This is a genomic window from Neptuniibacter sp. 2_MG-2023 (genome assembly GCF_030547495.1).
Classification (GTDB): Bacteria; Pseudomonadota; Gammaproteobacteria; order Pseudomonadales; family Balneatricaceae; genus Neptuniibacter.
This window is the reverse complement of record NZ_JAUOQC010000001.1, coordinates 384,103-408,001: the sequence shown is the minus strand read 5'-3', so window position 1 is coordinate 408,001 and position 23,899 is coordinate 384,103. Positions and strand designations below refer to the sequence as shown.

Below are 23,899 nucleotides of genomic sequence, written 5' to 3'. Positions count from 1 at the left end.
TAATCATTATCCTTTAAGGGTGCTGTCTATGCTCAAACTCTGAGTTGAACTAGTACGTTAAAGTGCTAAGTCTTTGATAAAGCTTTTTAAACTATCCGCTGTTTCTGTATGTTGTAATCCATAGATTACATTGGCTTGTAGATAGCCAGCTTTATTGCCGCAGTCATAGGTTTTTCCCTGCATGTGGAAAGCCTGCAGTGTGCCCTCTTGTAAGAAGTCAGCCATCGCATCAGTTAACTGTATCTCTCCGCCTGCGCCAGGTTTTGTATCTTTCAATATTTTCATGATTCTTGCGGGTAAGATATAACGACCGTTAATCGTGAGGTTTGATGGGGCTTCTGCTCTGGGCGGTTTTTCTACCATTTTGACGATATCTGCTGCTTCCCCTGGTAGCACAGTAACGCCTGAGCAATCGACGACGCCGTAACGCTCTACATGCTCCATTGGAACAGGTTCAACCATGATTTGGCCATGCTGGCTTTTTGCATAGGCTTCAACCATTGTTTGGAGATCGGTTTTGTCTTGCCCGTAACAATTAATAAGCATATCGGGTAGTAGTACGGCAAAGTCGGAATTACCAATAATTGGGGCTGCACATAGTACGGCATGACCCAGCCCTAGGGCTTTGTTTTGTCGCACTGCGGTAATGGATACGCCTGCGGGGATTATGTCGCGGACTGAGGCCAGAATAGTGTCTTTGCCTTTTCTTTCTAATTCGGCTTCTAATTCATAATGGCAGTCAAAGTGATCTTCAATAGATGACTTCCCAGAACGGGTAACCAATACAATGTCAGTAATGCCTGCAGCGATAGCTTCCTCTATAACATATTGAATTACAGGCTTATCAACAACCGGCATCATCTCTTTGGGGATGGCTTTGCTAGCGGGTAAAACACGAGTGCCTAAACCGGCTACAGGTATTACCGCTTTGGTTACGGAAATTGTCATCCTTTTAAAAACCTCATATTTTTTGAATTCCATGATCTTGAGATAGTAGCATGCTTGTATTACAAGTTTTAATGGTTGGTGAGGAATTTTTAATGCCGCTTTTTCGCAGGTGCAATATGTTATTAATATAAAAATAGTATGATAGAATTGATTTTACGCAATTTTTATTCCGAATGGTTTAGCTAGGGACGACTTTCCATGAATATATTACGTTATAAATTTGTAAACTTTTCTCGGCTTACATTCCTCGCTGCTCTTATGGTGTCTACAAATGCTGCTGCCCTTGAGCCCGCAGCCGTAGATGCTGGTCCTTTGCAATTTATTCCTCAAGTGAACTTGCAAGTTGGATACGATGATAATATTTACTCTACTGACACGAATAGAGTCGATTCTGTTATTACGGTATTGAATCCGTCTGTTCAGGTTGTTCTTGAGAAAGACTTAGACGTTTATAGCCTTAACTATTCCGTTAAACAGGGTATATATGATCATGGCTCTGCTGATAATTACACGGATCATGATCTGACCGCTCGTGCTTATCTGGATTTTAATATCCGTAATCGCCTAGAGTTGTTAGCGCGTTATTTAAAAACCCATGAAGATCGAGGTACAGGTCTGAATCAGGGTGTCAATGCGACGGCAAATAATGCTCCACTTGAATATCATGTGAATACTTTGTCTGCTAAATATGGCTTTGGCGGGTTAAATGCTAAAGGGCGTATTGAGGTTGCGGCGCAGATTGATGATCGCAAATACGATAACTTTAGATCGCAGACGATCGCTAAGGATCGTCAAACCGTTAGTACGAGTGCTACCTTTTATTACCGCGTGATGCCTAAAACCTCTTTGCTTTTTGAAGTTAGCCATGAAGATATTGACTATGACCTTTCTTCAGTAACACTCGACAGCACAGAAACTGAGTATCTGATGGGGGCGACCTGGGATGCGACAGCCAAGACTACAGGTATTTTTAAAATTGGTTATGCTGAAAAGGACTTTGCTTCGGCTTCGCGCGATGATGATGACGGTGTAAGTTGGGAATTGTCGATGAAATGGGAGCCAAAAACTTATTCTGTAGTGACATTTACAACGAGTAAAGAGGAAGAGGAAACTGACGGTACTGGTAATTACATCGATTCTACAAGCTGGAATTTAAGTTGGCAGCATGATTGGACTAGTCGCGTAATTTCTCGGGTTTCCTATGGGCAATCTGATGACGAATATGTAACGAGTACGCGTGAAGATGAAAACACCAATTATGGCATGGGTGTAACTTATAAAATGCGTCGCTGGTTGGATTTAGGAGTGGATTATAGCTATATAGACCGCGATTCAAATGTTGCAAATACAGATTATGATAAAAATATCATCTACTTTACTGTGCAAGGTTCATTGTGATTTTTTGTTCTAAGAGATTTTTTGTATGTTGAAGTCAGTTGTTAAATTTGTGGCTGTAGTTGTCTATCTGTTGGGTAGTGTAGTTACACATGCTGAGGATAGTAGCGGTCTATCCGATTACCCTTTGGGAGTCGGTGATCTTATCAAAGTGACTGTTTTTGGTGAGGAGAACCTCAGTATGGAGGTTCGTTTAAGTGATGCAGGTACAGTGGCATATCCGTTTTTAGGTGAGTTGAAAATACTTGGACTGACGACTGGGCAGCTTGGCGAGTCGATCCGTAGTCAATTAGCGGATGGGTATCTTGTGAATCCTAGTGTTAGTGTTGAGATCATCGAATATCGCCAGTTCTTTATCTATGGTGAAGTGGAAGAGCCCGGAGGCTATCCTTATCAGCCCGGCTTAACCCTGCAGCGGGCTGTTGCTATAGCGGGTGGATTCTCTGAGCGTGCTTCTGATGATAAGTTTTTTGTTGCTGCTGAAGGTGATGGCGACCGGCCACCTGTTAAGGTGACTATTAATGCCGTAATTAAGCCTGGTGATACGATTACAGTCGAAGAAAGCTTTTTTTAATAATTTTATCTTTTCAAATGGATTTGCTGCATGACGAATGATAATCAACCATCCCTTTCCCAAGGGCGCTTGGCCGATGAAGAAGTGATAGATCTTCAGCAGTATTGGCGGACATTAATGCGTAATAAGTGGGGCATCCTTGGGTTTGCTCTTGCTGTTACTGCGTTGACGGTCCTCGTTGTTTTTTCTATGAAACCTATCTATCGAGCTACAGCAACTCTTCTTATTGAAAGCCAGCAAGCGAATGTTGTATCTATTGAAGAGGTTTATGGTCTTGATAATAGTAATAGTGAATATTTTTTAACTCAATTTGAGATTATCAAATCTAGACGTTTGGCAGAGAAAGTTGTTAATAAATTGTCTCTACAAGAACATCCTGAATTTAATCAAGAGCCTTTGGTGTCATTCAATTGGCGAGATATGCTCCCTGTTGAATTGCCTGGAGATGAAGCTGATGTTTCGGAAGTAGAAAGTGAAAGGGTTGCATTAAATAAGTTTATTGATGGCTTTAGTTCGCGTTTGGCTATCACGCCTATTCGTAAAACTCAGTTAGTTAAAATTTCTTTTGAAGCGAATGACCCTAAACTTGCTGCCCAAGTGGCGAATGCTATTGGCCAAGCCTATATAGAAAATAATTTAGAAGCTAAATTAGAAGTGACAATGCAGGCCTCATCTTGGTTGAGTGAACGCTTGGGTGGATTGAAAGCTGAAGTGAATGCGGCTGAAAAAGCCTTGCAGGACTTCCTTGATGCTGAAAATTTAGTCGGTGAAGAGGGAGGTACTACTATTGCAAATAAAGAACTTGAGCTTATCTCCTCTAAACATATTGAAGCAAAACGTGATCGGTTAAATCTGGAAAGTCATTACAATCAGATCCAAGCAGCAAAAGGCTCTATTCGACTTTATGAATTGGTTCCTGGTGTTTTACAGGATAGAACTGTACAAGAGTTTAAGCGCCAGTTACTGGAAGTTGAATTAAAAAGGTCTGATCTTGCCAAACGGTATGGTTCCAAGCACCCAAGTATGATGGCTGTGCAATCTGAAGTGGCTAATGCTCGTAACTCATTGAATAGCCAGATTAAAAGTGTAATTAATGGTATTAAAAGTGATTATCAGGCGGCTTTAGCGAGTGAAAGATCATTAGAGAAGGCGTTGTCTCGTACCCGTGAAGGGCTTCAGGTGTTGGGGCGCAAAGAATATAAACGGAAAGAGTTGGAAAATGAGGCTGAATCTAAGCGCGTAGTTTATGATACTTTTTTACAGCGCTTTAATGAAACGAATGCGACAGGTGATTTGAATTCGGCAAATGCTCGTATTATTGATCCTGCGGTAGTGCCTGTATTGCCAGAAAAACCAAAGAAAAAACTAATTATTGTTGCTGCTTTTGTGGCGAGTTTGATGGCCGGTGTCGTTTTTGCCTTTTTACTTGAAGCGTTAAATAACACCATACAGACTGCCAGGGATGTGGAGAGTAAGTTATCGGCTACATTGTTGGGTATTTTGCCTTTATTGAAGCAAGATAAAAATAACCCTAATCCCTCTTATCGGGAGTTTGTGGAGAGTAATCACTCGTCATTTGCTGAATCTGTTCGAACGATTCGTACTGGGATTGTGCTCTCTGCTTTAGATAATCCCCATAAGGTATTGGCTGTAACATCAACAATGCCAGATGAAGGTAAAACCTCGGTTGCGGTTAATATAGCTTTTGCGCTTGGTCAGATGGAGAAGGTTTTATTAATTGGGGCTGATATGCGCCGTCCAGCGTTTAATAAGGCGTTGGGGATTGATCGGCATGCTATTGGCTTGTCTAATTTTGTGGCGGGCACCGCTAAGCTAGAAGAGTGTATACAGCATTTTGAAAAAGGTGGGATAGATGTATTGCCAGCGGGGACTATTCCTCCAAATCCACTAGAGTTGCTCTCCTCTAAACGCTTTGCTAAAGCATTAGAATTACTTGAAAAAGGTTATGATCGTATTGTTATTGATACGGCTCCTTCCCAATCTGTGAGTGATGCTATGGTGATCTCCCCATTGGTGGGTGGAATGATCTATGTTGTTAAAGCAGATTCAACGACTTATCAGCAAGCTAAGGCAGGTATTAAGCGTCTTAAGGATGTAAATGCGCCTTTGATTGGTGTTGTGCTGAATCAGGTGAATACTAAAAAAGCATCTAAGTATGATGGTGGCGATTACGGTGGCTACTATGATACTTATGGTTATACCGAGGATAGTAAGAATCTTGCATGATTGATCTGCATTGCCACTTATTGCCAGGCATTGATGACGGAGCCTCTTCTATGGAAGAGGCTCTTTCGCTTGCGCGCATAGCTGCTGATGATGGGATTACTCATATCGTGCTCACGCCGCACGTTCACCCTGGACGTTATAACAATAACGTACAGTCGATTAAGCCAATCTTTGAACAGTTTCAAACGGCGCTTGTTGAGAATGATATAAATCTGAGTGTGAAAGCGGCAGGTGAGGTTCGGTTGTCTGCTGAAGTATTGGCTATGTTTGCAAATAACCAGCTCCCTTTTTTGGGGGTGTGGGAAGATAAAAAAGTTATGCTGCTTGAACTTCCTCACAGTCATGTGCCGCCAGGAAGTGAAAAGTTAGTCAAATGGCTACTGGATCGTGGTGTATTGCCAATGATTGCTCATCCTGAGCGGAACAAAGGTATTATGTCTGATGTTACAAAACTGACTCCGTTTATTGAGTTGGGGTGTTTGTTTCAATTAACCGCTATGTCTGTTTCTGGTGGGTTTGGTGTTGAAGCTAAGCGCTTGTCTGATCAGATGTTGATGAATGGTTGGGTGACGATTATTGCCTCTGATGGTCATAATTCTGATCACCGCCCGCCGGTGCTTTCTAAGGCGGTTAGTGCTGCGGCTGAGTTGATTGGTGATGTTGAGGCTAGGCGCTTAGTCTGGGGTAATCCTGCGAGAATTATAGGGGTTTATTAGTGACGAATAATTCAGTAAATCAATCTGAAGAGAAAGTTAAGGTGGATGGTTTTATTGCTCCACCTATCGTTATTAAGTTGCTCATCTCCTCTTTGATTTGTATGTGTTTGCTTGGTGTTTATGCTGTTTTTTCGTGGGGTATGGGAGACCTATACGGTTATAAGGTTCGCTACGCATTAGAGCAATGGCAGGAAAGGCCGCAGCTTCCTCAACCGGAAGAGATTTCAGAGGCCTTGGCTGATTCCAATTCTGCATTGAATTGGGAGGAGAGTAACCCTGAATATGTGGAGTTGAAGGGGCGTGTTCTCTATTATCGGGCACTTGTTTCAGGATTGGATGCTCAGGGGCTTGATGATATTGCAAATGCTAAGGTGCTCCATCAGCAGGCTATAAAGCTAAGGCCTCGCTGGCCATATAGTTGGGCTAATTTAGTGTTGATGAAATCTTATTTGAAAGAGTTTGATGAGGAGTATCATCAGGCGTTGATTAATTCTCTTAAATTGGGTCCTTGGGAAAAGTCGGTGCATTTGACTTTATCCCACGCAGCGGCGCTGTCTTGGGATTCTCTGTCTTTAGAGCAAAAGCGCTTATTTGCACAAAATATTGAGCGAGGCATTGTCCGTAATATGCCAGAAGTTCGCACGATTCTTTCTGCATATACCAAAACTGCATCAATCTGCGCCTACTTAAAGCGTGATGCTATGCAGAATAAACTTTGCCTATCTTAAATCTTTGTTTGGTTTTTCTGTTAGCCTTCCTTTTTTATTTTTAAAGAGTTGTATTGCATGGAGTTTGTAGAACCTTTCATTAAGGTCTTTTTGCTGGTTTTTCTAGCGGAATTTGGGGATAAAAGTCAGCTGGTATGTATGACGTTGTCTGCTAGGTATAGAGCAGCACCCGTTTTAATTGGTAGTGTGTTGGCTTTCTCTGTTTTGAATGCATTGGCAGCTATTTTTGGAGCTGCTTTAAGTATTTATGTACCGCAAGCATTGATCTTTTTTGTTGTGGGTGTTTTGTTTTTTGTCTTTGCTATTCAATCATTTAAGAATGATGAAGAGGAGAGTGAAGAAAGTATAAAAATAGGTAAACATCTTGTTAGCTCCGTATTTATACTGATTTTTTTAGCTGAACTTGGTGATAAAACACAGCTGGCGATCGCGGGTTTAGCAGCGGTTGAGCAGGCTTGGATTGTTTGGGTGGCGGGTACCGTAGCTTTAATGCTTACGACGCTGCTTGGGGTGTGGTTTGGTCGTGTGCTGCTTAAAAGGTTGCCTATAGCATTGATACATCGAGGTGCAGGTGTGTTGTTTATGTTGTTTGCAGGGATTGCATTTTTTCAGTTGTATCAGTTAGTAAGGTAGCGGTGGTTTATATGGTTCAAGGGTTTCTTATTTTGCTGTTTTGTCAGCTTTTAGGCGAGTGCTTAGTAACGCTTTTGAGTGTATCAATCCCAGGTTCAGTTGTAGGTATGATGCTGTTGCTTGTCGGTTTAATTGTGATTAAAAAAGTCCCTGATGGCCTTCGGAGTACAAGTGAAGGGTTGTTGAAGATATTACCTCTTCTGTTGGTGCCTGCTGGTGTTGGATTGATGAGGTATTTCGGTGTGCTGTCAGCGTATTGGTATCAGCTTTTGATTATTCTGTTCGTAAGTACGTTGGTTACTATGTTTGTGGTCGCTGCTTTACTTCGACTCATGTCTAAAGAAAAGCACGAGGAAGGGCATTAATGGTGTTGTGGTCTCATTTTCAGGCACTGCCGGTGCTTTGGCTGGTGGTTACCTTAGCGGTGTTTCTAGTTGCATCTTGGTTTAATGTTCGGATGGGGAAAACACCCTTCTTGCATCCGGTGTTGGTATCCCTAGCCATTATTATTCTTGTCCTTTTAGCTACAAATACTGACTATGATACTTATATGTTAGGTGGGCAGTATATTCATCTGCTATTAGGCCCTGCAGTCGTGGCGTTAGCAATTCCTTTGTATGACAATTTGGCAACCGTAAAGCGGTTGTTAATTCCGTTGTTGGTGGGGTGTGTATCGGGAGCAATTGTGGCGTCGGTTTCTGCAATAATGCTAGGTATGTGGTTTGGCTTAAGTGATCAATTATTGCTGACACTGGCGCCTAAATCGGTGACCTCTCCCATCGCTATCGCAATTGCGGAAAAAGTTGGTGGTTTTCCCTCTCTTGCGGCAGGTTTAGTACTTATTACGGGGGCGATGGGGTGTGTAATTGCTCCGGTTGTTTATAAGCTGCTTAAAATTGAAGATGAGTCGGTGAAAGGGTTTGTTTTAGGTGTCGGTGCTCATGCGATGGGAACTGCATTTGCCTTTGAATATGGCATGGTTGCTGGAGCTTTTGGCGGATTGGCGATGGGAATGACTGGTGCTTTTACCGCATTCTTTCTGCCAGTTCTGATTCCCATTATTGGTTTGTAATTTATCTGTTAGGCTTTGATTCTTCAATTTAATTGATGTTTTTGTGCCTTTGTCTCCTAGGTGTGCATCTTATGTTGCATTTGCTAAATGGGGCATTCCTCGGTAAAGTTCGCGCAAGTTAGAACCCATTCAGATTGGCAGCTAGATATGACTCCATTAGAACGATACAAACTTGACCTTAAACGTGATGATTTCTCGTATGATCCTGCACAGGAGCTGGCGGTAGAAAATCTGCAGCGCTTGTATGATGATCTGTTGGCGACGAAAGAAACCCCTAAAGTCGGTTTGATGGGGCGTTTGAAGGGTAAGTTTTCCAAGCCTGAAGTTGAAGAGCCTATAAAAGGACTTTATTTCTGGGGTGGTGTTGGTCGTGGTAAGACTTATCTTATGGATACGTTTTACGATAGTTTGCCGTTTGAAGAGAAGATGCGTACGCATTTTCACCGTTTTATGCAGCGAGTTCATAAAGAGCTTAAAGAGTTAGATGGTACTGCGAATCCTCTAGTGGCCATTGGTAAAAAATATGCGAAAGAAGCGCGTATTATCTGTTTTGATGAGTTTTTTGTTACAGATATAACCGATGCCATGATTTTAAGTAGCTTGCTTCAGGAGCTGTTTAATAATGGTGTGGCTTTGGTTGCGACCTCTAATATAGTGCCGGATGGTTTATATAAAGACGGTTTGCAGCGTGCGCGCTTTTTGCCAGCGATTGATATGTTAAATCGTTTTACCGATGTTATTAACGTTGATGGTGGTGTGGATTATCGTCTGCGAGCGCTAGAGCAGGCGGAACTTTATCACTGTCCATTAGATGAAAGAGCCGATGCGAGTTTAAATCGAAGCTTTGAGAGTTTAGTGCCTGACCTTGATGAGGTTGTTGAGGGTGAGGTCATTGAGATTAATGGTCGTGAAATGAAAGCCCGTCGGTGTTGTGAAGATGTCATTTGGTTTGATTTTCCTGATATTTGTGAGGGGCCTCGCTCACAAAATGACTATATAGAGCTGGCTAAGTTATTCCACGCGGTAATGGTAGGCAATGTGCCTCAGTTAGGTCGTAGTAATGATGATGCGGCTCGTCGTTTTATTAATATGGTCGATGAGTTTTATGATAGCGGCGTTAAATTGATTTTGAGTGCGGAAAAACCTATTCATGAGATCTATTCTGAGGGGCGTCTGGAGTTCGAGATTCAGCGTACTCAAAGCCGTCTATTAGAGATGCAGTCTCATGAATATTTAGCGCGTGCCCATAGGGCTACGGCTTAGTTTTTTGATTTTATAGATTTGGTTATACAGAAAAGCACCTTAGGGTGCTTTTTTTTGTGTAGAAGGCCAGCCCTCTGGCCGAAGGATGGGTTTGAATCGGAGCGTAATTCATTCGCTCACGGGGTGAGCTCCTACATAGGTACGTAGGAGGCCAACCCTCTGGCCGAAGGGTGGGTTTGAATTGGAGCGTAATTCATTCGCTCTGGCACCCGTTCCGGGTATAAAGGGTGAGCTCCTACACAGGTACGTAGGAGGCCAGCCCTCTGGCCGAAGGGTGGGTTTGAATCGGAGCGTAATTCATTCGCTCTGGCACCCGTTCCGGGTATAAAGGGTGAGCTCCTACACCGGTGCGTAGGAGGCCAGCCCTCTGGTCGAAGGGTGGGTTTGAATCGGAGTGTAATTCATTCGCTCACGGGGTGAGCTCCTATACAGGTACGTAGGAGGCCAGCCCTCTGGCCGAAGGGTGGGTTTGAATTGGAGCGTAATTCATTCGCTCACGGGGTGAGCTCCTACACCGGTACGTAGGAGGCCGAAGAGGTGTTGTTGGGTTTTCGGGGCTGGTTCTAGGTTTATTGTAAATTTACCTTGCGATAGGGCGGGTCCATCTTTATAATGCGCGCTCCCAAGTTTAGGTGTTGCTTGAATTTTGGGCAAAAGAGAGTTGTCGAACTGTAGGTTGGGCAACAAATAATTATAAGTCAGGTCGGTATTTTCTAGCTAAGTTGGTTGGTTGATACGAGATTTGAGTAAAGTTGAAAGGCTATACAGATGAAAACATTCGTCGCTAAGCCAGCCGAAGTAAAACGCGACTGGTACGTTGTTGACGCAGAAGGTAAAACTCTGGGTCGTCTGGCTACTGAAATTGCACGTCGTCTACGTGGCAAGCATAAGCCAGTTTACACTCCGCACACTGATACTGGTGACTACATTGTAGTTATCAACGCTGAAAAAGTAGGCGTTACTGGTAACAAGCGTAAAGATAAAATGTACTACCACCACACTGGTTTCCCAGGTGGTTTGAAAGAAGCATCTTTCGAGAAAATGGTAGAAACTTTCCCTGAGCGTACTATTGAACTTGCTGTTAAAGGCATGCTACCAAAAGGCCCATTGGGTCGCGCTATGTACACTAAGCTGAAAGTATATGCTGGTGCAGAACATCCGCACCAGGCTCAGCAGCCTAAAGAACTGAACATCTAAGGGGAAGGAAGATTATGTCTACTACACAGTATTACGGTACAGGTCGTCGTAAAACGTCTACTGCACGTGTTTTCCTACGTCCAGGTACAGGTGTTATCACTATTAATAATCGCACAATCGAAGATTACTTCGGTCGTGAAACTGCTCGTATGATCGTGCGTCAGCCTCTAGAATTGACTGGCAACACTGAATCTTTCGATGCTGTTGTTACCGTTAAAGGCGGTGGTGGTTTTGGTCAGGCTGGTGCAATTCGTCACGGTATTACTCGTGCGTTGTTGGCTTTTGATGAAACCCTACGTCCTGCACTTCGTGAAGCGGGTTATGTAACTCGTGATGCACGTATGGTTGAACGTAAGAAAGTTGGTCTACGTAAAGCACGTAAGAAGCCACAGTTCTCCAAACGTTAATTCGATTTCTCTGCGGAGTTTTTCGAATTCAGAAAAAGCGCCTCTCTCATTTTTGGGATGGGCGTTTTTTTTGCGCTGCACCAAGTCAATACTTTGGCCTAATCTAGAGCGAAAAGCAGTAATTCACCTTGTAAAAATGGGGTGTTTTCATTACTATTTGGGCCATTTTACAGATACATGTTTCCGTAGTTTTATAATTCTTAGCGGCCAGGGCATTTCTGCACCTGCAGATATGCAAAATAAGGTCGATTGAGGGGAGATAGTCTTAATGAGCAATGATGGCGTGAATAAGGGTCGGCGCCGTCTCCTGATCGGTGCTACATCCGCAGTTGGTGCGGTTGGTGCTGTAGGAGCCGCTGTCCCATTCGTAGCTTCCTGGAATCCAAGTGCTAAAGCTCGAACTGCTGGTGCGCCTGTGAAGGTGGACATAAGCAAACTTGAGTTTGGACAGCAGATGGTTGCCAAGTGGCGTGGTAAGCCTGTGTGGATCGTTCGTCGTGACGAGGAAACATTGGCTAATCTAGCAAAGTTGGAAAACTTACAGGATCCAAATTCTGAAGTTCCACAGCAACCCGCTTATGTACCAACGACACCTGCGCGTGCTATCCGTGAGGATATTGCAGTGCTGGTTGGTATTTGTACGCACTTGGGTTGTTCACCGACATACCGTCCAGAGATTGCGCCTGCTGATTTGGGTGCTGATTGGGTTGGTGGTTATTACTGCCCATGTCATGGTTCTCGTTTTGACCTATCTGGTCGTGTAATGAATGGCTCCCCGGCGCCAACTAACCTTGTGATTCCACCTCATCGCTATGAAAGCGATAACGTGATCATTGTTGGTGTAGATCAGGAGAACGCATAATGGCTGGTTCACGTAATAAAGGTAACCCAGGTATCATGGGTTGGATTGACGATCGTTTCCCTGCGACAGCGATGTGGGAAGATCATCTTTCAAAATACTACGCACCAAAGAATTTTAACTTTTGGTATTTCTTTGGTTCTTTGGCGCTTTTGGTTCTTGTTAACCAGTTATTGACAGGTATTTGGTTGACCATGTCATATAACCCTTCTGCGGAAGGTGCATTTGCGTCCATCGAATACATCATGCGTGATGTGGAATATGGTTGGCTGCTGCGTTATATGCATTCTACTGGTGCTTCTGCATTCTTTGTGGTTGTGTATCTGCATATGCTTCGCGGCATGATGTATGGCTCTTACCGTAAGCCTCGCGAGTTGGTTTGGTTGTTTGGTATGACTATCTATCTTGCATTGATGGCTGAGGCATTCATGGGCTACCTATTGCCATGGGGTCAGATGTCATATTGGGGTGCACAGGTAATTGTATCGCTTTTCCAAGCGGTTCCTTTTATCGGCCCTGACCTTGCTGAGTGGATCCGTGGTGATTACCTGATTTCAGGTATTACTCTGAACCGTTTCTTCTCATTGCATGTTGTTGCTTTGCCTATCGTTCTTCTTGCCCTTGTTGTATTGCATATCATTGCGTTGCATGAAGTGGGTTCTAACAACCCAGATGGTATTGAGATCAAAGAAAAGAAAGATGAGAACGGTGTGCCATTAGACGGTATCCCATTCCACCCTTACTACTCTGTAAAAGATATTGTGGGTGTGGTTGTGTTCTTGTTTGTTTTCTGTGCGGTTATTTTCTTCTTCCCAGAAGGTGGCGGTTACCTAATTGAAGCGCCAAACTTTGAGCCTGCGAACCCGCTGAAAACACCACCGCATATTGCGCCAGTGTGGTACTTTACGCCATTCTATGCGATGTTGCGTGCGATTCCGCCTCTATTCGGTTCCCAGTTCCCTGGGGTGATTGTAATGGGTGGTGCGATAGCGATTTTGTTTGTTCTTCCATGGCTTGATCGTAGCCCAGTTAAATCTATCCGTTATAAAGGCATGCCTAGTAAGATTATGTTAGTAATCTTCTGCATTAGCTTTGTGATTTTGGGTTATCTTGGTGTTGTAGCTTCTACTCCGGGACGCACCATGGTTGCTCAGGTCTGTACAGCGCTTTACTTCGCGTACTTCTTCCTGATGCCGTTCTACACCAAAATGGAAAGTACTAAACCGGTTCCAGAAAGGGTTACAGGCTAATGAAAAAGTTTCTAATCACATTAGTAATGGCGGTGCTGCCTCTTACAGCTAATGCCGCTGGTGGTTCTGGTCACCTGGACCACATGGATGTTGATCTGCATAATCAAGCGTCATTGCAGCGCGGCATGAAAACATTTGTTAACTACTGCATGGGTTGCCACTCTGCTGAATATCAGCGTTATGAGCGCGCTGCTATTGATTTGGGTATGAATCCAGAAGTGGTTGCTGAGCATCTGATCTTTGGTGATCTGAAGGTTGGCGAGCAGATGACGATCTCAATGTCTAAAGAAGACGCTGGTAAGTGGTTTGGTAATCCTCCACCGGACTTGACGCTTGAAGCGCGTTTACGTGGTGGTGATTGGTTATACACTTATCTTCGTAGTTTTTATGCTGATGATTCGCGTCCATGGGGCGTAAACAATGCAGTGTTTAAAGATGTAGGTATGCCGAATGTGTTAGGCTCTCTACAGGGTGTTGTTAAAGCCAACTGTTCTTGGGATGAGATGAATGCCCATGGTTTGGCAGGTCATGGTATTGACCCTCTAACTAATACGCCTTTGAATAGTTGTGCAAGTGTTGTTGACGGTACTGGTGAGTTGTCGCCTCAGGAATTTGATAAGGTTGTTTATGATCTTGTGAATTTCATGGTGTATATGGGTGAGCCTTCTAAGTTGGATTCCCATCGCATTGGTACCTACGTATTGATCTTCCTATTCTTATTCTTCTTCTTAGCATATGCGTTGAAGAAAGAGTTCTGGAAAGATATACACTAATAGCGTTGTGGTATAATCACATCGTTTCATGCGCGGCTCCATTTTGGGGCCGCGTGTCTGTTTCTGAAAAGGGGAATAGTTAATGGGTGTCGTGGCAAAACGTTCTTCCATGTCGTTCTACTCTAATGGTGAAAACCAGTATAGTCATCGTGTTCGTATTGTTTTGGCTGAAAAGGGTGTGGCTGTAGAGATTCACGATTGTGATGAAGATAATCTTCCAGAAGATTTAACTTCGATGAATCCTTACAATAGCTTGCCAACATTGTTGGATCGCGATTTGGTTTTGTATGAGCCAAACGTAATGATGGAATATTTAGATGAGCGTTTCCCTCATCCACCTCTGTTACCTGTATATCCGGTAGCTCGTGCTGAAAGCCGTCTTTATATGTACCGCATTCAGCGTGATTGGTGTGATCTTGCAGATCAAATTATTGAAGCATCTTTAGCTGATGATGAAGAGACTGCAGAATTTGTTCGTAAAGAGTTGCGTGATAGTTTAGTAACAACGTCACCAATTTTTGATGATAAGCCTTTCTTTATGAGCGAAGACTTTACGTTGGTTGATTGCTGCCTTGCTCCGCTATTGTGGCGCTTGCCTCTATTGGGAATCGATATTCCTGAAGAGCAGTGTAAGCCTTTAGTGAAGTATATGGAGCGTTTGTTTGAGCGTGAATCGTTTCAGGTTAGCTTATCTGAAGCTGAGCGTGAAATGCGCGACTAGTCTTTACGCCTAGTCTATAAAAAGGGATGATGTTTCATCCCTTTTTTTGTGTCTGTTTAACTGATTGTGAGTATTGAAAATGAAACCAAGTCGTCCTTATATATTGAAAGCGTTGTACGATTGGCTGCTAGATAGTGATTTGACGCCCCATCTTTTAGTTGATGCGACTCAAGAGGATGTCACTGTGCCAACGCAATTCGTAGAAGATGGTCAGATTGTAATGAATATTACACCTTCTGCCGTGCGTGATTTCTATATGGATGAGCAAGCTGTTTCTTTTAATGCACGATTTTCAGGGCAGCCGATGGATGTTTATATTCCGGTACGAGCTGTATTAGCTATTTATGCCCGTGAAAATGGTCAAGGTATGGGGTTTGGCGGTGAGCCTGGGGTTGAGGTATATATGCAGGATCAGGTCGCTGAAAGAAAGCAGCCAGAGAGGGATGAGGTTGAGGCCAATAAAGAGAAGCCGAAGCGCCCTAGTTTAAAAGTAGTAAAATAGTTTTTAAAAAAGCGCCGCAAGCAAATGGCTGCGGCGCATCTCTCTATCTCTTAACGGCTAACGTATTCGAATACTTTTACGATTTTTTCTACGCCCGGAATTCCGCGTACAATGCTAATTGCGGTATCTGCTTCCTGTTGGCTGACGAGTCCCATTAAGTAAACTGTACTGCTGTCAGTTACAACTTTAATGCGTGAGCCTTCTACGCTTTCGTTGGTTAGTAATTCGGCTTTAACTTTTGTTGTTAACCAAGTGTCATTTGTTCTGGCTAATGCAGATGATACGCCGGAGAGCTTAATTTCATTGTGGATTTTTCGTACTTTTCGTACTTGGCTAACGATCTGCTCAGCTTCGCTGCGCGCGGCTTCACTCGGTGCTTGGCCTGTGAGCAGTACTACGCCATTGTAGCTGGTTACACTGATATTGGTGGCTTTCATCTGCTCTGAGCCTTTGGCTAGATTGACCATTGAGAGCGTTTCAATCACTTCGTCATCAAGGTAAGAGCCAACGGTTCGGTGCCCCGGATCTTCTTGGATCGGTTCTTCGCGGGCAACACTTATAACGTCAGAGCAGCCGCTAATAATAACTGATAGGCTTAGACCTGTAATTAGTACAAGAGTTTTGCTGTTAATCATCACTCGTCGCTTCCAAATAGTTGATAGTCAATTAAGTCACATAGTGCATGTAAAACTAGCAGTTGTGCATGATGAACTAAAGCACTGTCGTCGCTAGGCACGCAGATTTCAATCTCTTCTGGGCTCAAGAGTGCGGTGATATCACCGCCATCAGCGCCGTTTAATACAATAACGGTCATATCACGGTCATGTGCAGCCTGAATGGCTTGAACTAGATTACTCGATCGTCCGTGGGGAGTAACGAGTAATAGTATATCGCCAGGTTGTCCTAGAGCATGAATCTGTTTCGCTTGTGCATCCATGAAGCTAGTGTCTTCACATATAGCGCTAAGAGTTGAACCATCAGAATTTAAGTTGATCGCTGGAAGACCAGGTCGCTCGTGTCTGAAGCGGTTCATTAGCAGTGTAGTGAAATGCTGACCCAAAGATGATGAGGCTCCATTTGCACAGCAGAGAATCTTATTCTCACTGACAAGGCAGTGAAGTAAAAGTTCGCCAGCATGGGCTATTAACGGAGTATATTGTTCAATGGTAATCGCATTGATTTCCATTGAATTGTGAAACTGGCTGACAATGCGGTCTTCGAGTTCCATGCTGTCCTTAATTATGCCTTAAATTCTAAAAGCATCTTTATACCACAGAGGGTGTGAAGGTGCTGCATCATATTCAAAAGCGATCACATCAAAGCGACAATTTTTATTGGCCAGCCTTGGCTGTTGGCTTAAATAAAGTTGCGCTGCCTTGATTATCTTTGCTTGTTTTGTTGGAGTAACCGAAGCGGCGGCTCCTCCATATCTTTTTGTGTTTCTGTAGCGAACTTCGATAAAAACGATGGTTTGACCATCTTGCATTATTAGATCGATCTCGCCAAATCTGCAGCTGAAATTACGATTAAGCAGTTTTAGTCTTTGAGTCTGTAAGAATTTTTCAGCCTGTTTTTCGGCATCCTTGCCGGTTTTGTTTCTATCCATAGATTGTCTTACTCAATAATTGATGGAGTGCCTTCCCTGTATTCTGCCCATATAAGGTTGCGTTTAATGATGCCGTCGTGGCTAATGCTTAACTTACCGGTTTCACCTTCGATCTCAGTGCCGGGAAGCGCGCCAAGTTGCTGAAGGTAGGGGAATAGGCGATAAGCATCGAGACCTAGTGCATATAAGCGTCCAAAACGGGTGTTTGTATCCGCGCGCTCTTGTGCGATGAGTACTTTGTTTTGTGAGGGGGCGTTAAGGCTCCAGGGGGTGTCTAAGAATTTAATTCTATTTAGATCTTGATCTTGTATTGGGTCGCTATTACCGCTGTAAATATGTGATGTTGCATAGATCGGCAGATCTCCAGCGAAATGGAATGCAAGTATAGGCGTTAGCTGGCGCGCATCATTAGGTAGTGCGGTCAATATGATGGCATCTATATCTTGCCTGCGATGCTCTTCAAATTCTATTTTTCGGGTGTAGATAGCTTGTCTGACTTTTTTGTAGCGCTCAGTGCTTTTGTCTGTGCTAAGAAAAGCGGCAATATCGGCGGAGAAGTTGCTCGTTTCTCCAAACGCTTGTGTGCTGACGACTTTACCTCCGAGGGCGGTGAAATGCTCTGTGAATGAAGTTGCTATGCGTTCGCCCCAAGCTCGGTTTGGAATTAGAATGGCTGCGTTTCTTATGCCATCATTCCATGCGGTTTCAGCAATTTGTCGTGTTTCATCATCGGCTGAAAGGCCAAATTGGTAAAGTCCTTCTCTGCTTATATTGTCTGTGTGGTTGAGTGCTAAGATCGGCGTGTTGATGTGTGTATCGCTGGCAATGTCGTTGACATACTCTTTAGATAGAGGGCCAATAACTAGATCAACCTGCTCCTGTTCCAATATTGCAGAGAGCTGAATCGGTGTGTTGATCTTTTCAGAATCAAGAAAAAGTAATTCAGGTGATGGTGTGTTAGGTTGCTGTTGGCGGAAGTGGGCCATCAGGATACCCTCTTTTATCGCTGCAGCGGGTTTGGCTAATTTTCCTTCGAGCGGCAATAAAATCGCAATTTTTCTAGCGTTTAGTGTTTGCGTGTTTAATCCACTAAGTGAGCTGGGTGGTAAACGTTTGGCTGGATGCCCTTCCCAGAGTACTGACCAATTGTTAATGGCTTGGTATTGAGTGTCGAGCTGTTTGTTGCTCGATAGTTCGTTAATCAGTTCTAGCCAACCTTGTTCGTAATAGCTATTGCTACCGCTTCTTAATAAAGAGGAGCGTGTAGTGTCGTCAAGCTGTATAAGGCGGTTCCAGATTTCATCATGTATCTGTTGTTTTTCTTCATCACTGTCGAGTAGAAGGCTTAACTTTATAAGTGACTGTGCTTCTGAAAATAAAGCACTTTGCTGATTAAAGGCTTGTGCTTCTAAATGTAAAAATTGAATCTCTTGCTCTTTCGGAAGGCCTGTTTGGCTAAGCGCTTTAAGTTGGGCTAAGTTGTCTAATGCTTTTTCAGGCTGATTTTCTTCAATGGCTGCTTCGGCTTTGAGTTTTGCAATATCAAAACGCATAGTGGGAGGTAGTAGGCTGATATCAATATCATTCAGCACCTGAAATGCATTTTCTTTTTGGTTGATAGAAAGCAGTATTTGGGCGGCTTCTGCACGTAGTTCAGCAGCTTTGATCGGTTTTGCTTTCTTCGCTTTTTCGAGAAGTTCTGTTGCGCTATTTCTGCTCTGCTCAGTTGCACTGATCGGTGGTTTTGAAGGTGATTGTACCGAACAGCCCGAAATAATCGTTCCAAGGAGTATAGCTAAAAGAGGCAGGCGCCACTGAAATTTCATATACTTCACAACCCAAGTTTGAGGATGGTATCTGTAATGTTAGAACCGGCACTGTATGTTGTAGCAACACCGATTGGAAATTTGCAGGATATGACTCCTCGCGCAATTGAAGTATTGCAGCAGGTTGAGTTGATTGCTGCAGAGGACACGCGTCATAGTGCCCGTTTAATGGCGCATTGTGGAATCGATACCCGCCTTGTTTCCGTTCATGAGCATAACGAACGCCAGCGAATTGAGACGATTGTACACCAGTTGCAATCTGGTGCCAGTGTTGCGCTTATTTCTGATGCCGGAACGCCATTAATTTCTGACCCTGGGTATGTGGTTGTTAAGGGGGTAAGGGAAGCTGGATTTAGAGTGGTGCCTATACCGGGCTGCGTTGCTTTTATTACAGCGTTGTCGGCAGCTGGTTTGCCTACGGATCGTTTTGCTTTCGAAGGTTTTTTGCCGCATAAATCGAGTGGTCGTAAGCAGCAATTGAAAGGCTTGGTGGGTGAATCGAGAACATTAATTTTTTATGAATCTCCTCATCGTATATTGGCTTCATTAAAAGATATGCAGGAGGTGTTTGGGTCTGAGCGAGTTGTGGCGGTTGCCAGGGAACTTACAAAAACTTATGAAACCATTCATGTGGATCAACTATCGTCATTAATTGAATGGATGGAGGCCGATACAAATCAGCAGCGAGGGGAGTTTGTTGTACTCGTGCATGGGGTTGAAACTAAAGGCGAAGTCTTGCTGGATGCTAAAGCCTTAGAGGTGCTAGATATTCTTTTGGCAGAGTTGCCTGCGAGTCAGGCGGCGTCTTTAGCGGCTAAAATTACAGGGCTAAAGAAAAAGGTGCTTTATCAAGCAGCTTTAAGTCGTTAAGCATCGCTAAAGCTGAATCTCTCTGTTAGAATCCGCGCCGAGGAGTTTGCCAGGCAGTCGCTGTCCTTGTAAAAGGATGGAGGAAAGTCCGGGCTCCAAAGGGTAGAGTGCCAGATAACGTCTGGGCGGCGCGAGTCGACGGAAAGTGCAGCAGAAAATATACCGCCTAAGTATACTTCGGTATAACGGTAAGGTTGAAATGGTGCGGTAAGAGCGCACCGCGTGGGTGGCAACATTCCACGGCATGGTAAACCCCACTCGGAGCAAGACCAAATAGGGTTCCTATAGGCGTGACCCGCGCTGGAACCGGGTAGGTTGCTTGAGGTGCGTAGTGATGCGTATCCCAGATGAATGACTGTCCACGACAGAACCCGGCTTACCGGCAAACTCCTCAGCTTTTTCTCTTTCTCAAATGGTGTATGCCATTTGTTTGGACACTTAATAGTGTTGCGGTTTGATGGATGCTTCAGGTGAGTGGCTGTCCACGACGACTCTTCAGAACGGTTCGGGGCTTACCGGCAAGCTCCTCAATTTTTATTTTTTCATCTTAGAAACCCTTTTCTTTCAGCTTTACTTATTGTTTTTCTCGTTAAATTTTCTAATTCCTTGTTTTTAAAGTGTCTTTCTTGATGCTTTTTCTGATGCTTGTTTCTCATTATTAAATTATCTAATAAACCATGTGATTAAACCCTTCTTGGATGCTTATTCTGTCTTGCTTTAATTGGGGTTCCTTTCTATAGTGTGCTTTAGTGGGATAAAGTGGGTAAAAGTGGGTAATTTTGTAAATCAAGTGGGTTTAGAGAGCGAGAATGTTTAGAGGCGTAAATCAAATCAATCTAGATGCTAAGGGGCGCATGGCGATCCCAGCACGGTATCGTGAGAAAATCACGACCTGCTGTGATGGGCAGCTCGTAGCAACGATTGATACTGAAGAGCGCTGTTTATTGCTTTATCCGCTACATGAATGGGAAGAGATTCAAGAGAAAATTGAGGCCCTGCCTAGCTTTAATCCAGCAGCAAGACGTATTCAGAGGCTTTTGATCGGTCATGCTACTGATTTGGATATGGATGGCAATGGTCGTTTGTTGCTACCAGCGCCACTACGTGAATATGCAGAGTTAGATAAAAAAATTGTATTGCTTGGTCAAGGTCAGAAGTTTGAAATCTGGGATGAGTCCAGGTGGTTAGCTACACGTGAAGAGTATCTTCAAGATGTGGATGGTGGCATGGCAATGCCTGAAGAGTTACAGAACCTTTCATTGTAATAATGAAAGCTAACGAGATTTATCGATGAGCCAGGAATTTAAACACATTACCGTTCTGTTGCAGGAAGCTGTTGATGCTTTGGTGCAGGACGCATCTGGTTTTTATGTCGATGGAACCTTTGGTCGCGGCGGTCACTCAGCGTTAGTGCTTGAGCAGCTGGGAGCTGATGGTGAGCTTTTAGGTATTGATAAGGATCCGCAAGCGATCGCTCATGCGAAAGAGCGTTTTGCGGATGAGCCTCGTTTTTCGATTGCACATGGTAGTTTTGCGCAATTGGAGCAGTTTGTTACTGAGCGAGGTATGGCGGGGAAAGTTGATGGTGTATTGCTTGATTTAGGGGTTTCCTCCCCTCAATTGGATGATGCATCAAGAGGTTTTAGCTTTATGAATGATGGTCCGCTTGATATGCGGATGGATACTTCGTCAGGCGAAAGTGCCGCTGAGTGGATTGCGCGAGCAGATGAAACAGAGATCGCGGATGTTATTTATACCTATGGCGAGGAGAAGTTCTCCCGTCGAATGGCTAAAGCGATTGTTGCTAAGCGACAAGAAGAAGCTATTACAACTACGGCTCAGCTTTCTAAGATTATTGCTGAAGCTAATCCCGCTTGGGAAAAAGGTAAAAATCCAGCTACCCGCGCCTTTCAAGGGATTCGTATCCACATAAATAAGGAGCTGGAAGATCTGGAAAATTGTCTAGATCAGGCTTTGGATATGTTGAAAGTAGGTGGGCGTTTAGTCGTGATCAGTTTCCATTCGCTTGAAGACCGTATTGTTAAACGCTTTATTCGTAAACATGTGAAAGGTGATGAGCATTTACCAAGAGGTATCCCTTTTACTAACGACATGCTTGAGATTCGTTTAAAAAGTGTCAGTAAAGCAGTTAAAGCGAGTGATAGTGAGACGCAAGATAACGTTCGTGCGCGTAGTGCTGTTATGCGTATCGCGGAGAAGGTGGCTTAAGTGCGGGTTGGTTTTTTTCAGCGGTTGTTGAAAAAAAAGCTAGCGCCTGAGGCTGATGTCGCTGAAGCCAGTGAATTTTGTAACTTAGAAACCTTGCTGAGGCCTTTTTTAACTGTTTTTGTTTTGGTCGTTTTGCTAGTGGCTACGTGTCTTGTTGTAGTGCTGAGTGCGTTTGAATATAGGACGCTTTTCAATCACCACCAAGAGCTAGTCGAGCAGAGAGATGAGTTGCAGGTTGAATGGGGACAGCTTTTATTAGAACAAAGTGCTTGGGCGGCAAATAACCGTGTTGAGCAGCAAGCCGCAAGTAAATTAGGCATGAAGGTGCCTGAAGTGAATCAAATAGAGATTATTCGCAATGAGCGATAACAACGAAGTCAGTGATAGTGCTGAGGCTACAGTAGGACGAGGATGGCGCCTGTGGTTGGTGCTGATTCTTTTGCTGCTTGTTGCGGTCGGTATTACTGCGCGTATGTTGTCGCTCTATGTTGAAGATCAAGCGTTTTTACAGACGCAAGGGGATGAGCGTACTTTACGAACGGTTCAAGTACCTGCGCATCGAGGGATTATAACGGATCGCAATGGCGAACCTTTGGCTGTCAGCGCACCTGTCGCGACGATTTGGGCTGATCCTAAGATGATGGATTTACAGCATGCAGGTATAGCTAAATTAGCGGCCTTACTTAAGAGTAATAAGAAAAAACTGATTGCTAAGTTATCTGCCCATCGTACTAAGCGTTTTCTTTATTTACAGAGACAAGGGACTCCTGAACTAGCTGAGAAAGTAAGAGCGTTGCGGATTCCTGGTGTACATGTGGATAGAGAATATAAGCGTTACTATCCTGCGGCAGAAGTGACTACTCACTTAGTGGGTTTTACTAATTTAGATGGTAAAGGTCAGGAAGGATTGGAGTTGGCCTATGAAGATTGGTTGAAAGCAGAATCAGGTAAACAGTTGGTGATGAAAGATCGACTGGGTCGAACAATTAAACATGTTCGAGAAGTAAAGTCGGCTCAGCATGGAAACAATATAGAGTTAAGCATTGACCTGCGCTTGCAGTATTTAGCATATCGAGAGCTAAAGACGGCCGTAAAGGCGCATAACGCAGATGGTGGTTCGTTGGTTATGTTGGATGTTAAGACGGGCGAGGTATTAGCTATGGTTAATCAGCCATCTTACAACCCTAATGATCCGCGCCAGCGAGTCTCAACGGCTTTGCGTAATAGATCTTTAACCGATACGTTTGAACCGGGATCAACGGTTAAGCCTATGACGGTTGCAGCTGCTTTGATGAGTGGGCAGTACACACCGGATACTTTGGTTGATACATCACCAGGGTATTTTAGAGTTAAGCGTAAAACCATACGTGATCACCGTAATTATGGTGAGATCGATGTATCAACAATTATTACAAAGTCGAGCAATGTGGGTGTGACTAAGTTGACGCTCAGTTTGCCAGAGGGCTCCGTGCGAAACCTATTTCATAATGTAGGATTAGGTCAGGCAACAGGAATAGGCTTTCCCGGTGAAAGTTCAGGTTATTTGCCATATCTGAATCAGCGCCAAGTCGTTGAGCGAGCAACATTATCATATGGCTATGGTCTTTCTGTGACGCCTTTGCAGTTAGCGCAATCATATTTGGCTTTGGCGAATGATGGTGTGATGAGTCCGGTTAATCTTATTCGTCAGAAAGAAGCGGGTAAGCCTGTGCGCGTTATGCCGGCTAGTGTGGCGAAAGATGTACGCGTCATGATGGAGACTGTTATTAGCAATAAAGGTACAGGGCGTAGAGCCGCAGTACCTGGCTATAGGGTCGCTGGGAAAACAGGCACAGTGCATAAAGTCGGCCCCGGCGGTTACATTGATGACCAATATATGTCTACGTTTGCAGGTATTGCACCCGTTAGTAATCCGCGTTTAGTTACCGTCGTCATGATTGATAACCCAAAAGGGCAAGAGTATTACGGTGGTGAAGTTGCAGCGCCTGTTTTCTCAAGAGCCGTTGGGGGCGCGTTAAGGCTGTTGAATGTTCCGCCTGATAATTGGCCCGAAGTAAATAAGCAGATTGCTCACAGGCATTAA

26 protein-coding genes and 1 other RNA gene are annotated in these 23,899 nt (G+C 44.0%); 22 read left to right on the top strand and 5 right to left on the bottom strand.

Going from position 1 to position 23,899, the window contains the following annotated elements; all coding sequences use genetic code 11:
* Positions 1-57: 57 nt before the first annotated feature.
* Positions 58-948, bottom strand: a complete 891-nt coding sequence (galU, locus tag Q4486_RS01870) for a UTP--glucose-1-phosphate uridylyltransferase GalU (protein WP_303517907.1) — start codon at positions 946-948, stop codon at positions 58-60.
* 198 nt (positions 949-1,146) lie between these two features.
* Between galU and Q4486_RS01865 the strand changes: the two genes are divergently transcribed.
* The 16 genes from Q4486_RS01865 to Q4486_RS01790 all read left to right on the top strand — a co-directional run bounded on the left by Q4486_RS01865 (position 1,147) and on the right by Q4486_RS01790 (position 15,285).
* On the top strand, positions 1,147-2,346 hold the full coding sequence (locus tag Q4486_RS01865; protein WP_303517904.1) for an outer membrane beta-barrel protein: 1,200 nt from the start codon (positions 1,147-1,149) through the stop codon (positions 2,344-2,346).
* 25 nt (positions 2,347-2,371) lie between these two features.
* Positions 2,372-2,917, top strand: a complete 546-nt coding sequence (locus Q4486_RS01860; RefSeq protein WP_303517903.1) for a polysaccharide biosynthesis/export family protein — start codon at positions 2,372-2,374, stop codon at positions 2,915-2,917.
* A 30-nt stretch (positions 2,918-2,947) separates the two neighbouring features.
* A complete protein-coding gene (locus Q4486_RS01855; RefSeq protein WP_303517901.1) occupies positions 2,948-5,164 on the top strand; it encodes a polysaccharide biosynthesis tyrosine autokinase in 2,217 nt (738 codons plus the stop codon).
* Complete coding sequence (locus Q4486_RS01850) at positions 5,161-5,880, top strand: tyrosine-protein phosphatase (RefSeq protein ID WP_303517898.1); 720 nt, start codon at positions 5,161-5,163, stop codon at positions 5,878-5,880. The genes Q4486_RS01855 and Q4486_RS01850 overlap by 4 nt, the downstream gene beginning before the upstream one ends.
* Positions 5,880-6,608 (top strand): hypothetical protein, encoded by a 729-nt coding sequence (locus tag Q4486_RS01845; RefSeq protein ID WP_303517897.1) that lies wholly within the window; start codon positions 5,880-5,882, stop codon positions 6,606-6,608. The genes Q4486_RS01850 and Q4486_RS01845 overlap by 1 nt, the downstream gene beginning before the upstream one ends.
* A gap of 57 nt (positions 6,609-6,665) precedes the next feature.
* Positions 6,666-7,241, top strand: a complete 576-nt coding sequence (locus Q4486_RS01840; protein WP_303517895.1) for a TMEM165/GDT1 family protein — start codon at positions 6,666-6,668, stop codon at positions 7,239-7,241.
* Positions 7,242-7,252: 11 nt separating this feature from the next.
* Positions 7,253-7,606 carry a CidA/LrgA family protein gene (locus tag Q4486_RS01835; protein ID WP_303415926.1) on the top strand — a complete coding sequence of 118 codons (354 nt, stop codon included), beginning with the start codon at positions 7,253-7,255 and terminating at the stop codon, positions 7,604-7,606.
* The gene (locus Q4486_RS01830) at positions 7,606-8,313 is read left to right on the top strand and encodes an LrgB family protein (RefSeq protein WP_303517893.1); all 708 of its coding nucleotides are present in this window, start codon (positions 7,606-7,608) and stop codon (positions 8,311-8,313) included. The genes Q4486_RS01835 and Q4486_RS01830 overlap by 1 nt, the downstream gene beginning before the upstream one ends.
* Positions 8,314-8,460: 147 nt before the next feature.
* Positions 8,461-9,576 (top strand): cell division protein ZapE, encoded by a 1,116-nt coding sequence (gene zapE / locus Q4486_RS01825; protein ID WP_303517892.1) that lies wholly within the window; start codon positions 8,461-8,463, stop codon positions 9,574-9,576.
* A 768-nt stretch (positions 9,577-10,344) separates the two neighbouring features.
* Positions 10,345-10,773, top strand: coding sequence for a 50S ribosomal protein L13 (gene rplM, locus Q4486_RS01820; RefSeq protein WP_067982781.1), 429 nt, complete (start codon positions 10,345-10,347; stop codon positions 10,771-10,773).
* 14 nt (positions 10,774-10,787) lie between these two features.
* Positions 10,788-11,180 (top strand): 30S ribosomal protein S9, encoded by a 393-nt coding sequence (rpsI, locus tag Q4486_RS01815; RefSeq protein WP_067869639.1) that lies wholly within the window; start codon positions 10,788-10,790, stop codon positions 11,178-11,180.
* Positions 11,181-11,448: 268 nt separating this feature from the next.
* The gene (gene petA, locus Q4486_RS01810; RefSeq protein WP_303415931.1) at positions 11,449-12,042 is read left to right on the top strand and encodes a ubiquinol-cytochrome c reductase iron-sulfur subunit; all 594 of its coding nucleotides are present in this window, start codon (positions 11,449-11,451) and stop codon (positions 12,040-12,042) included.
* Positions 12,042-13,289, top strand: a complete 1,248-nt coding sequence (locus Q4486_RS01805; RefSeq protein WP_303517890.1) for a cytochrome bc complex cytochrome b subunit — start codon at positions 12,042-12,044, stop codon at positions 13,287-13,289. Before petA ends, Q4486_RS01805 begins: the two co-directional genes overlap by 1 nt.
* Complete coding sequence (locus tag Q4486_RS01800; protein WP_303415933.1) at positions 13,289-14,062, top strand: cytochrome c1; 774 nt, start codon at positions 13,289-13,291, stop codon at positions 14,060-14,062. Before Q4486_RS01805 ends, Q4486_RS01800 begins: the two co-directional genes overlap by 1 nt.
* 82 nt (positions 14,063-14,144) lie before the next feature.
* Positions 14,145-14,783 (top strand): glutathione S-transferase N-terminal domain-containing protein, encoded by a 639-nt coding sequence (locus Q4486_RS01795; RefSeq protein WP_303517889.1) that lies wholly within the window; start codon positions 14,145-14,147, stop codon positions 14,781-14,783.
* A gap of 79 nt (positions 14,784-14,862) precedes the next feature.
* Positions 14,863-15,285 carry a ClpXP protease specificity-enhancing factor gene (locus Q4486_RS01790; RefSeq protein WP_303517886.1) on the top strand — a complete coding sequence of 141 codons (423 nt, stop codon included), beginning with the start codon at positions 14,863-14,865 and terminating at the stop codon, positions 15,283-15,285.
* Between the two features lie 50 nt (positions 15,286-15,335).
* Here Q4486_RS01790 and Q4486_RS01785 read toward each other — a convergent pair whose 3' ends face one another.
* Genes Q4486_RS01785 through Q4486_RS01770 form a run of 4 tightly spaced genes read right to left on the bottom strand, consistent with a single transcriptional unit; the run spans position 15,336 to position 18,717 of the window.
* Positions 15,336-15,920 (bottom strand): BON domain-containing protein, encoded by a 585-nt coding sequence (locus tag Q4486_RS01785; RefSeq protein ID WP_303416067.1) that lies wholly within the window; start codon positions 15,918-15,920, stop codon positions 15,336-15,338.
* On the bottom strand, positions 15,920-16,513 hold the full coding sequence (locus tag Q4486_RS01780; RefSeq protein ID WP_067869618.1) for an SIS domain-containing protein: 594 nt from the start codon (positions 16,511-16,513) through the stop codon (positions 15,920-15,922). Before Q4486_RS01780 ends, Q4486_RS01785 begins: the two co-directional genes overlap by 1 nt.
* A gap of 18 nt (positions 16,514-16,531) precedes the next feature.
* Positions 16,532-16,891 carry a YraN family protein gene (locus tag Q4486_RS01775; protein WP_303415936.1) on the bottom strand — a complete coding sequence of 120 codons (360 nt, stop codon included), beginning with the start codon at positions 16,889-16,891 and terminating at the stop codon, positions 16,532-16,534.
* A gap of 8 nt (positions 16,892-16,899) precedes the next feature.
* Positions 16,900-18,717 (bottom strand): penicillin-binding protein activator, encoded by a 1,818-nt coding sequence (locus Q4486_RS01770; protein ID WP_303517884.1) that lies wholly within the window; start codon positions 18,715-18,717, stop codon positions 16,900-16,902.
* A 36-nt stretch (positions 18,718-18,753) separates the two neighbouring features.
* Between Q4486_RS01770 and rsmI the strand changes: the two genes are divergently transcribed.
* From rsmI to Q4486_RS01740, 6 genes are all read left to right on the top strand, one after another.
* Positions 18,754-19,587, top strand: coding sequence for a 16S rRNA (cytidine(1402)-2'-O)-methyltransferase (gene rsmI, locus Q4486_RS01765; RefSeq protein ID WP_303415938.1), 834 nt, complete (start codon positions 18,754-18,756; stop codon positions 19,585-19,587).
* Positions 19,588-19,628: 41 nt separating this feature from the next.
* Positions 19,629-19,982: RNase P RNA component class A (gene rnpB / locus Q4486_RS01760), an RNA gene on the top strand.
* A gap of 414 nt (positions 19,983-20,396) precedes the next feature.
* Positions 20,397-20,852, top strand: a complete 456-nt coding sequence (gene mraZ / locus Q4486_RS01755) for a division/cell wall cluster transcriptional repressor MraZ (protein ID WP_303415939.1) — start codon at positions 20,397-20,399, stop codon at positions 20,850-20,852.
* A gap of 25 nt (positions 20,853-20,877) precedes the next feature.
* A complete protein-coding gene (gene rsmH / locus Q4486_RS01750; RefSeq protein WP_303517882.1) occupies positions 20,878-21,816 on the top strand; it encodes a 16S rRNA (cytosine(1402)-N(4))-methyltransferase RsmH in 939 nt (312 codons plus the stop codon).
* Entirely contained in the window at positions 21,817-22,185 is a 369-nt protein-coding gene (ftsL, locus tag Q4486_RS01745; RefSeq protein ID WP_303415941.1) for a cell division protein FtsL, read from the top strand.
* Positions 22,175-23,899: a penicillin-binding protein 2 gene (locus tag Q4486_RS01740; protein WP_303415942.1), complete on the top strand. Its 1,725-nt coding sequence runs from the start codon at positions 22,175-22,177 to the stop codon at positions 23,897-23,899. The genes ftsL and Q4486_RS01740 overlap by 11 nt, the downstream gene beginning before the upstream one ends.

Bases quoted from the DNA above. Each gene is read 5' to 3' on its own strand.
- galU (WP_303517907.1), bottom strand. From the start codon at position 948: ATGACAATTTCCGTAACCAAAGCGGTAATACCTGTAGCCGGTTTAGGC.
- Q4486_RS01865 (WP_303517904.1), top strand. From the start codon at position 1,147: ATGAATATATTACGTTATAAATTTGTAAACTTTTCTCGGCTTACATTC.
- Q4486_RS01860 (WP_303517903.1), top strand. From the start codon at position 2,372: ATGTTGAAGTCAGTTGTTAAATTTGTGGCTGTAGTTGTCTATCTGTTG.
- Q4486_RS01855 (WP_303517901.1), top strand. From the start codon at position 2,948: ATGACGAATGATAATCAACCATCCCTTTCCCAAGGGCGCTTGGCCGAT.
- Q4486_RS01850 (WP_303517898.1), top strand. From the start codon at position 5,161: ATGATTGATCTGCATTGCCACTTATTGCCAGGCATTGATGACGGAGCC.
- Q4486_RS01840 (WP_303517895.1), top strand. From the start codon at position 6,666: ATGGAGTTTGTAGAACCTTTCATTAAGGTCTTTTTGCTGGTTTTTCTA.
- Q4486_RS01835 (WP_303415926.1), top strand. From the start codon at position 7,253: ATGGTTCAAGGGTTTCTTATTTTGCTGTTTTGTCAGCTTTTAGGCGAG.
- Q4486_RS01830 (WP_303517893.1), top strand. From the start codon at position 7,606: ATGGTGTTGTGGTCTCATTTTCAGGCACTGCCGGTGCTTTGGCTGGTG.
- zapE (WP_303517892.1), top strand. From the start codon at position 8,461: ATGACTCCATTAGAACGATACAAACTTGACCTTAAACGTGATGATTTC.
- rplM (WP_067982781.1), top strand. From the start codon at position 10,345: ATGAAAACATTCGTCGCTAAGCCAGCCGAAGTAAAACGCGACTGGTAC.
- rpsI (WP_067869639.1), top strand. From the start codon at position 10,788: ATGTCTACTACACAGTATTACGGTACAGGTCGTCGTAAAACGTCTACT.
- petA (WP_303415931.1), top strand. From the start codon at position 11,449: ATGAGCAATGATGGCGTGAATAAGGGTCGGCGCCGTCTCCTGATCGGT.
- Q4486_RS01805 (WP_303517890.1), top strand. From the start codon at position 12,042: ATGGCTGGTTCACGTAATAAAGGTAACCCAGGTATCATGGGTTGGATT.
- Q4486_RS01800 (WP_303415933.1), top strand. From the start codon at position 13,289: ATGAAAAAGTTTCTAATCACATTAGTAATGGCGGTGCTGCCTCTTACA.
- Q4486_RS01795 (WP_303517889.1), top strand. From the start codon at position 14,145: ATGGGTGTCGTGGCAAAACGTTCTTCCATGTCGTTCTACTCTAATGGT.
- Q4486_RS01790 (WP_303517886.1), top strand. From the start codon at position 14,863: ATGAAACCAAGTCGTCCTTATATATTGAAAGCGTTGTACGATTGGCTG.
- Q4486_RS01785 (WP_303416067.1), bottom strand. From the start codon at position 15,920: ATGATTAACAGCAAAACTCTTGTACTAATTACAGGTCTAAGCCTATCA.
- Q4486_RS01780 (WP_067869618.1), bottom strand. From the start codon at position 16,513: ATGGAACTCGAAGACCGCATTGTCAGCCAGTTTCACAATTCAATGGAA.
- Q4486_RS01775 (WP_303415936.1), bottom strand. From the start codon at position 16,891: ATGGATAGAAACAAAACCGGCAAGGATGCCGAAAAACAGGCTGAAAAA.
- Q4486_RS01770 (WP_303517884.1), bottom strand. From the start codon at position 18,717: ATGAAATTTCAGTGGCGCCTGCCTCTTTTAGCTATACTCCTTGGAACG.
- rsmI (WP_303415938.1), top strand. From the start codon at position 18,754: ATGTTAGAACCGGCACTGTATGTTGTAGCAACACCGATTGGAAATTTG.
- mraZ (WP_303415939.1), top strand. From the start codon at position 20,397: ATGTTTAGAGGCGTAAATCAAATCAATCTAGATGCTAAGGGGCGCATG.
- rsmH (WP_303517882.1), top strand. From the start codon at position 20,878: ATGAGCCAGGAATTTAAACACATTACCGTTCTGTTGCAGGAAGCTGTT.
- Q4486_RS01740 (WP_303415942.1), top strand. From the start codon at position 22,175: ATGAGCGATAACAACGAAGTCAGTGATAGTGCTGAGGCTACAGTAGGA.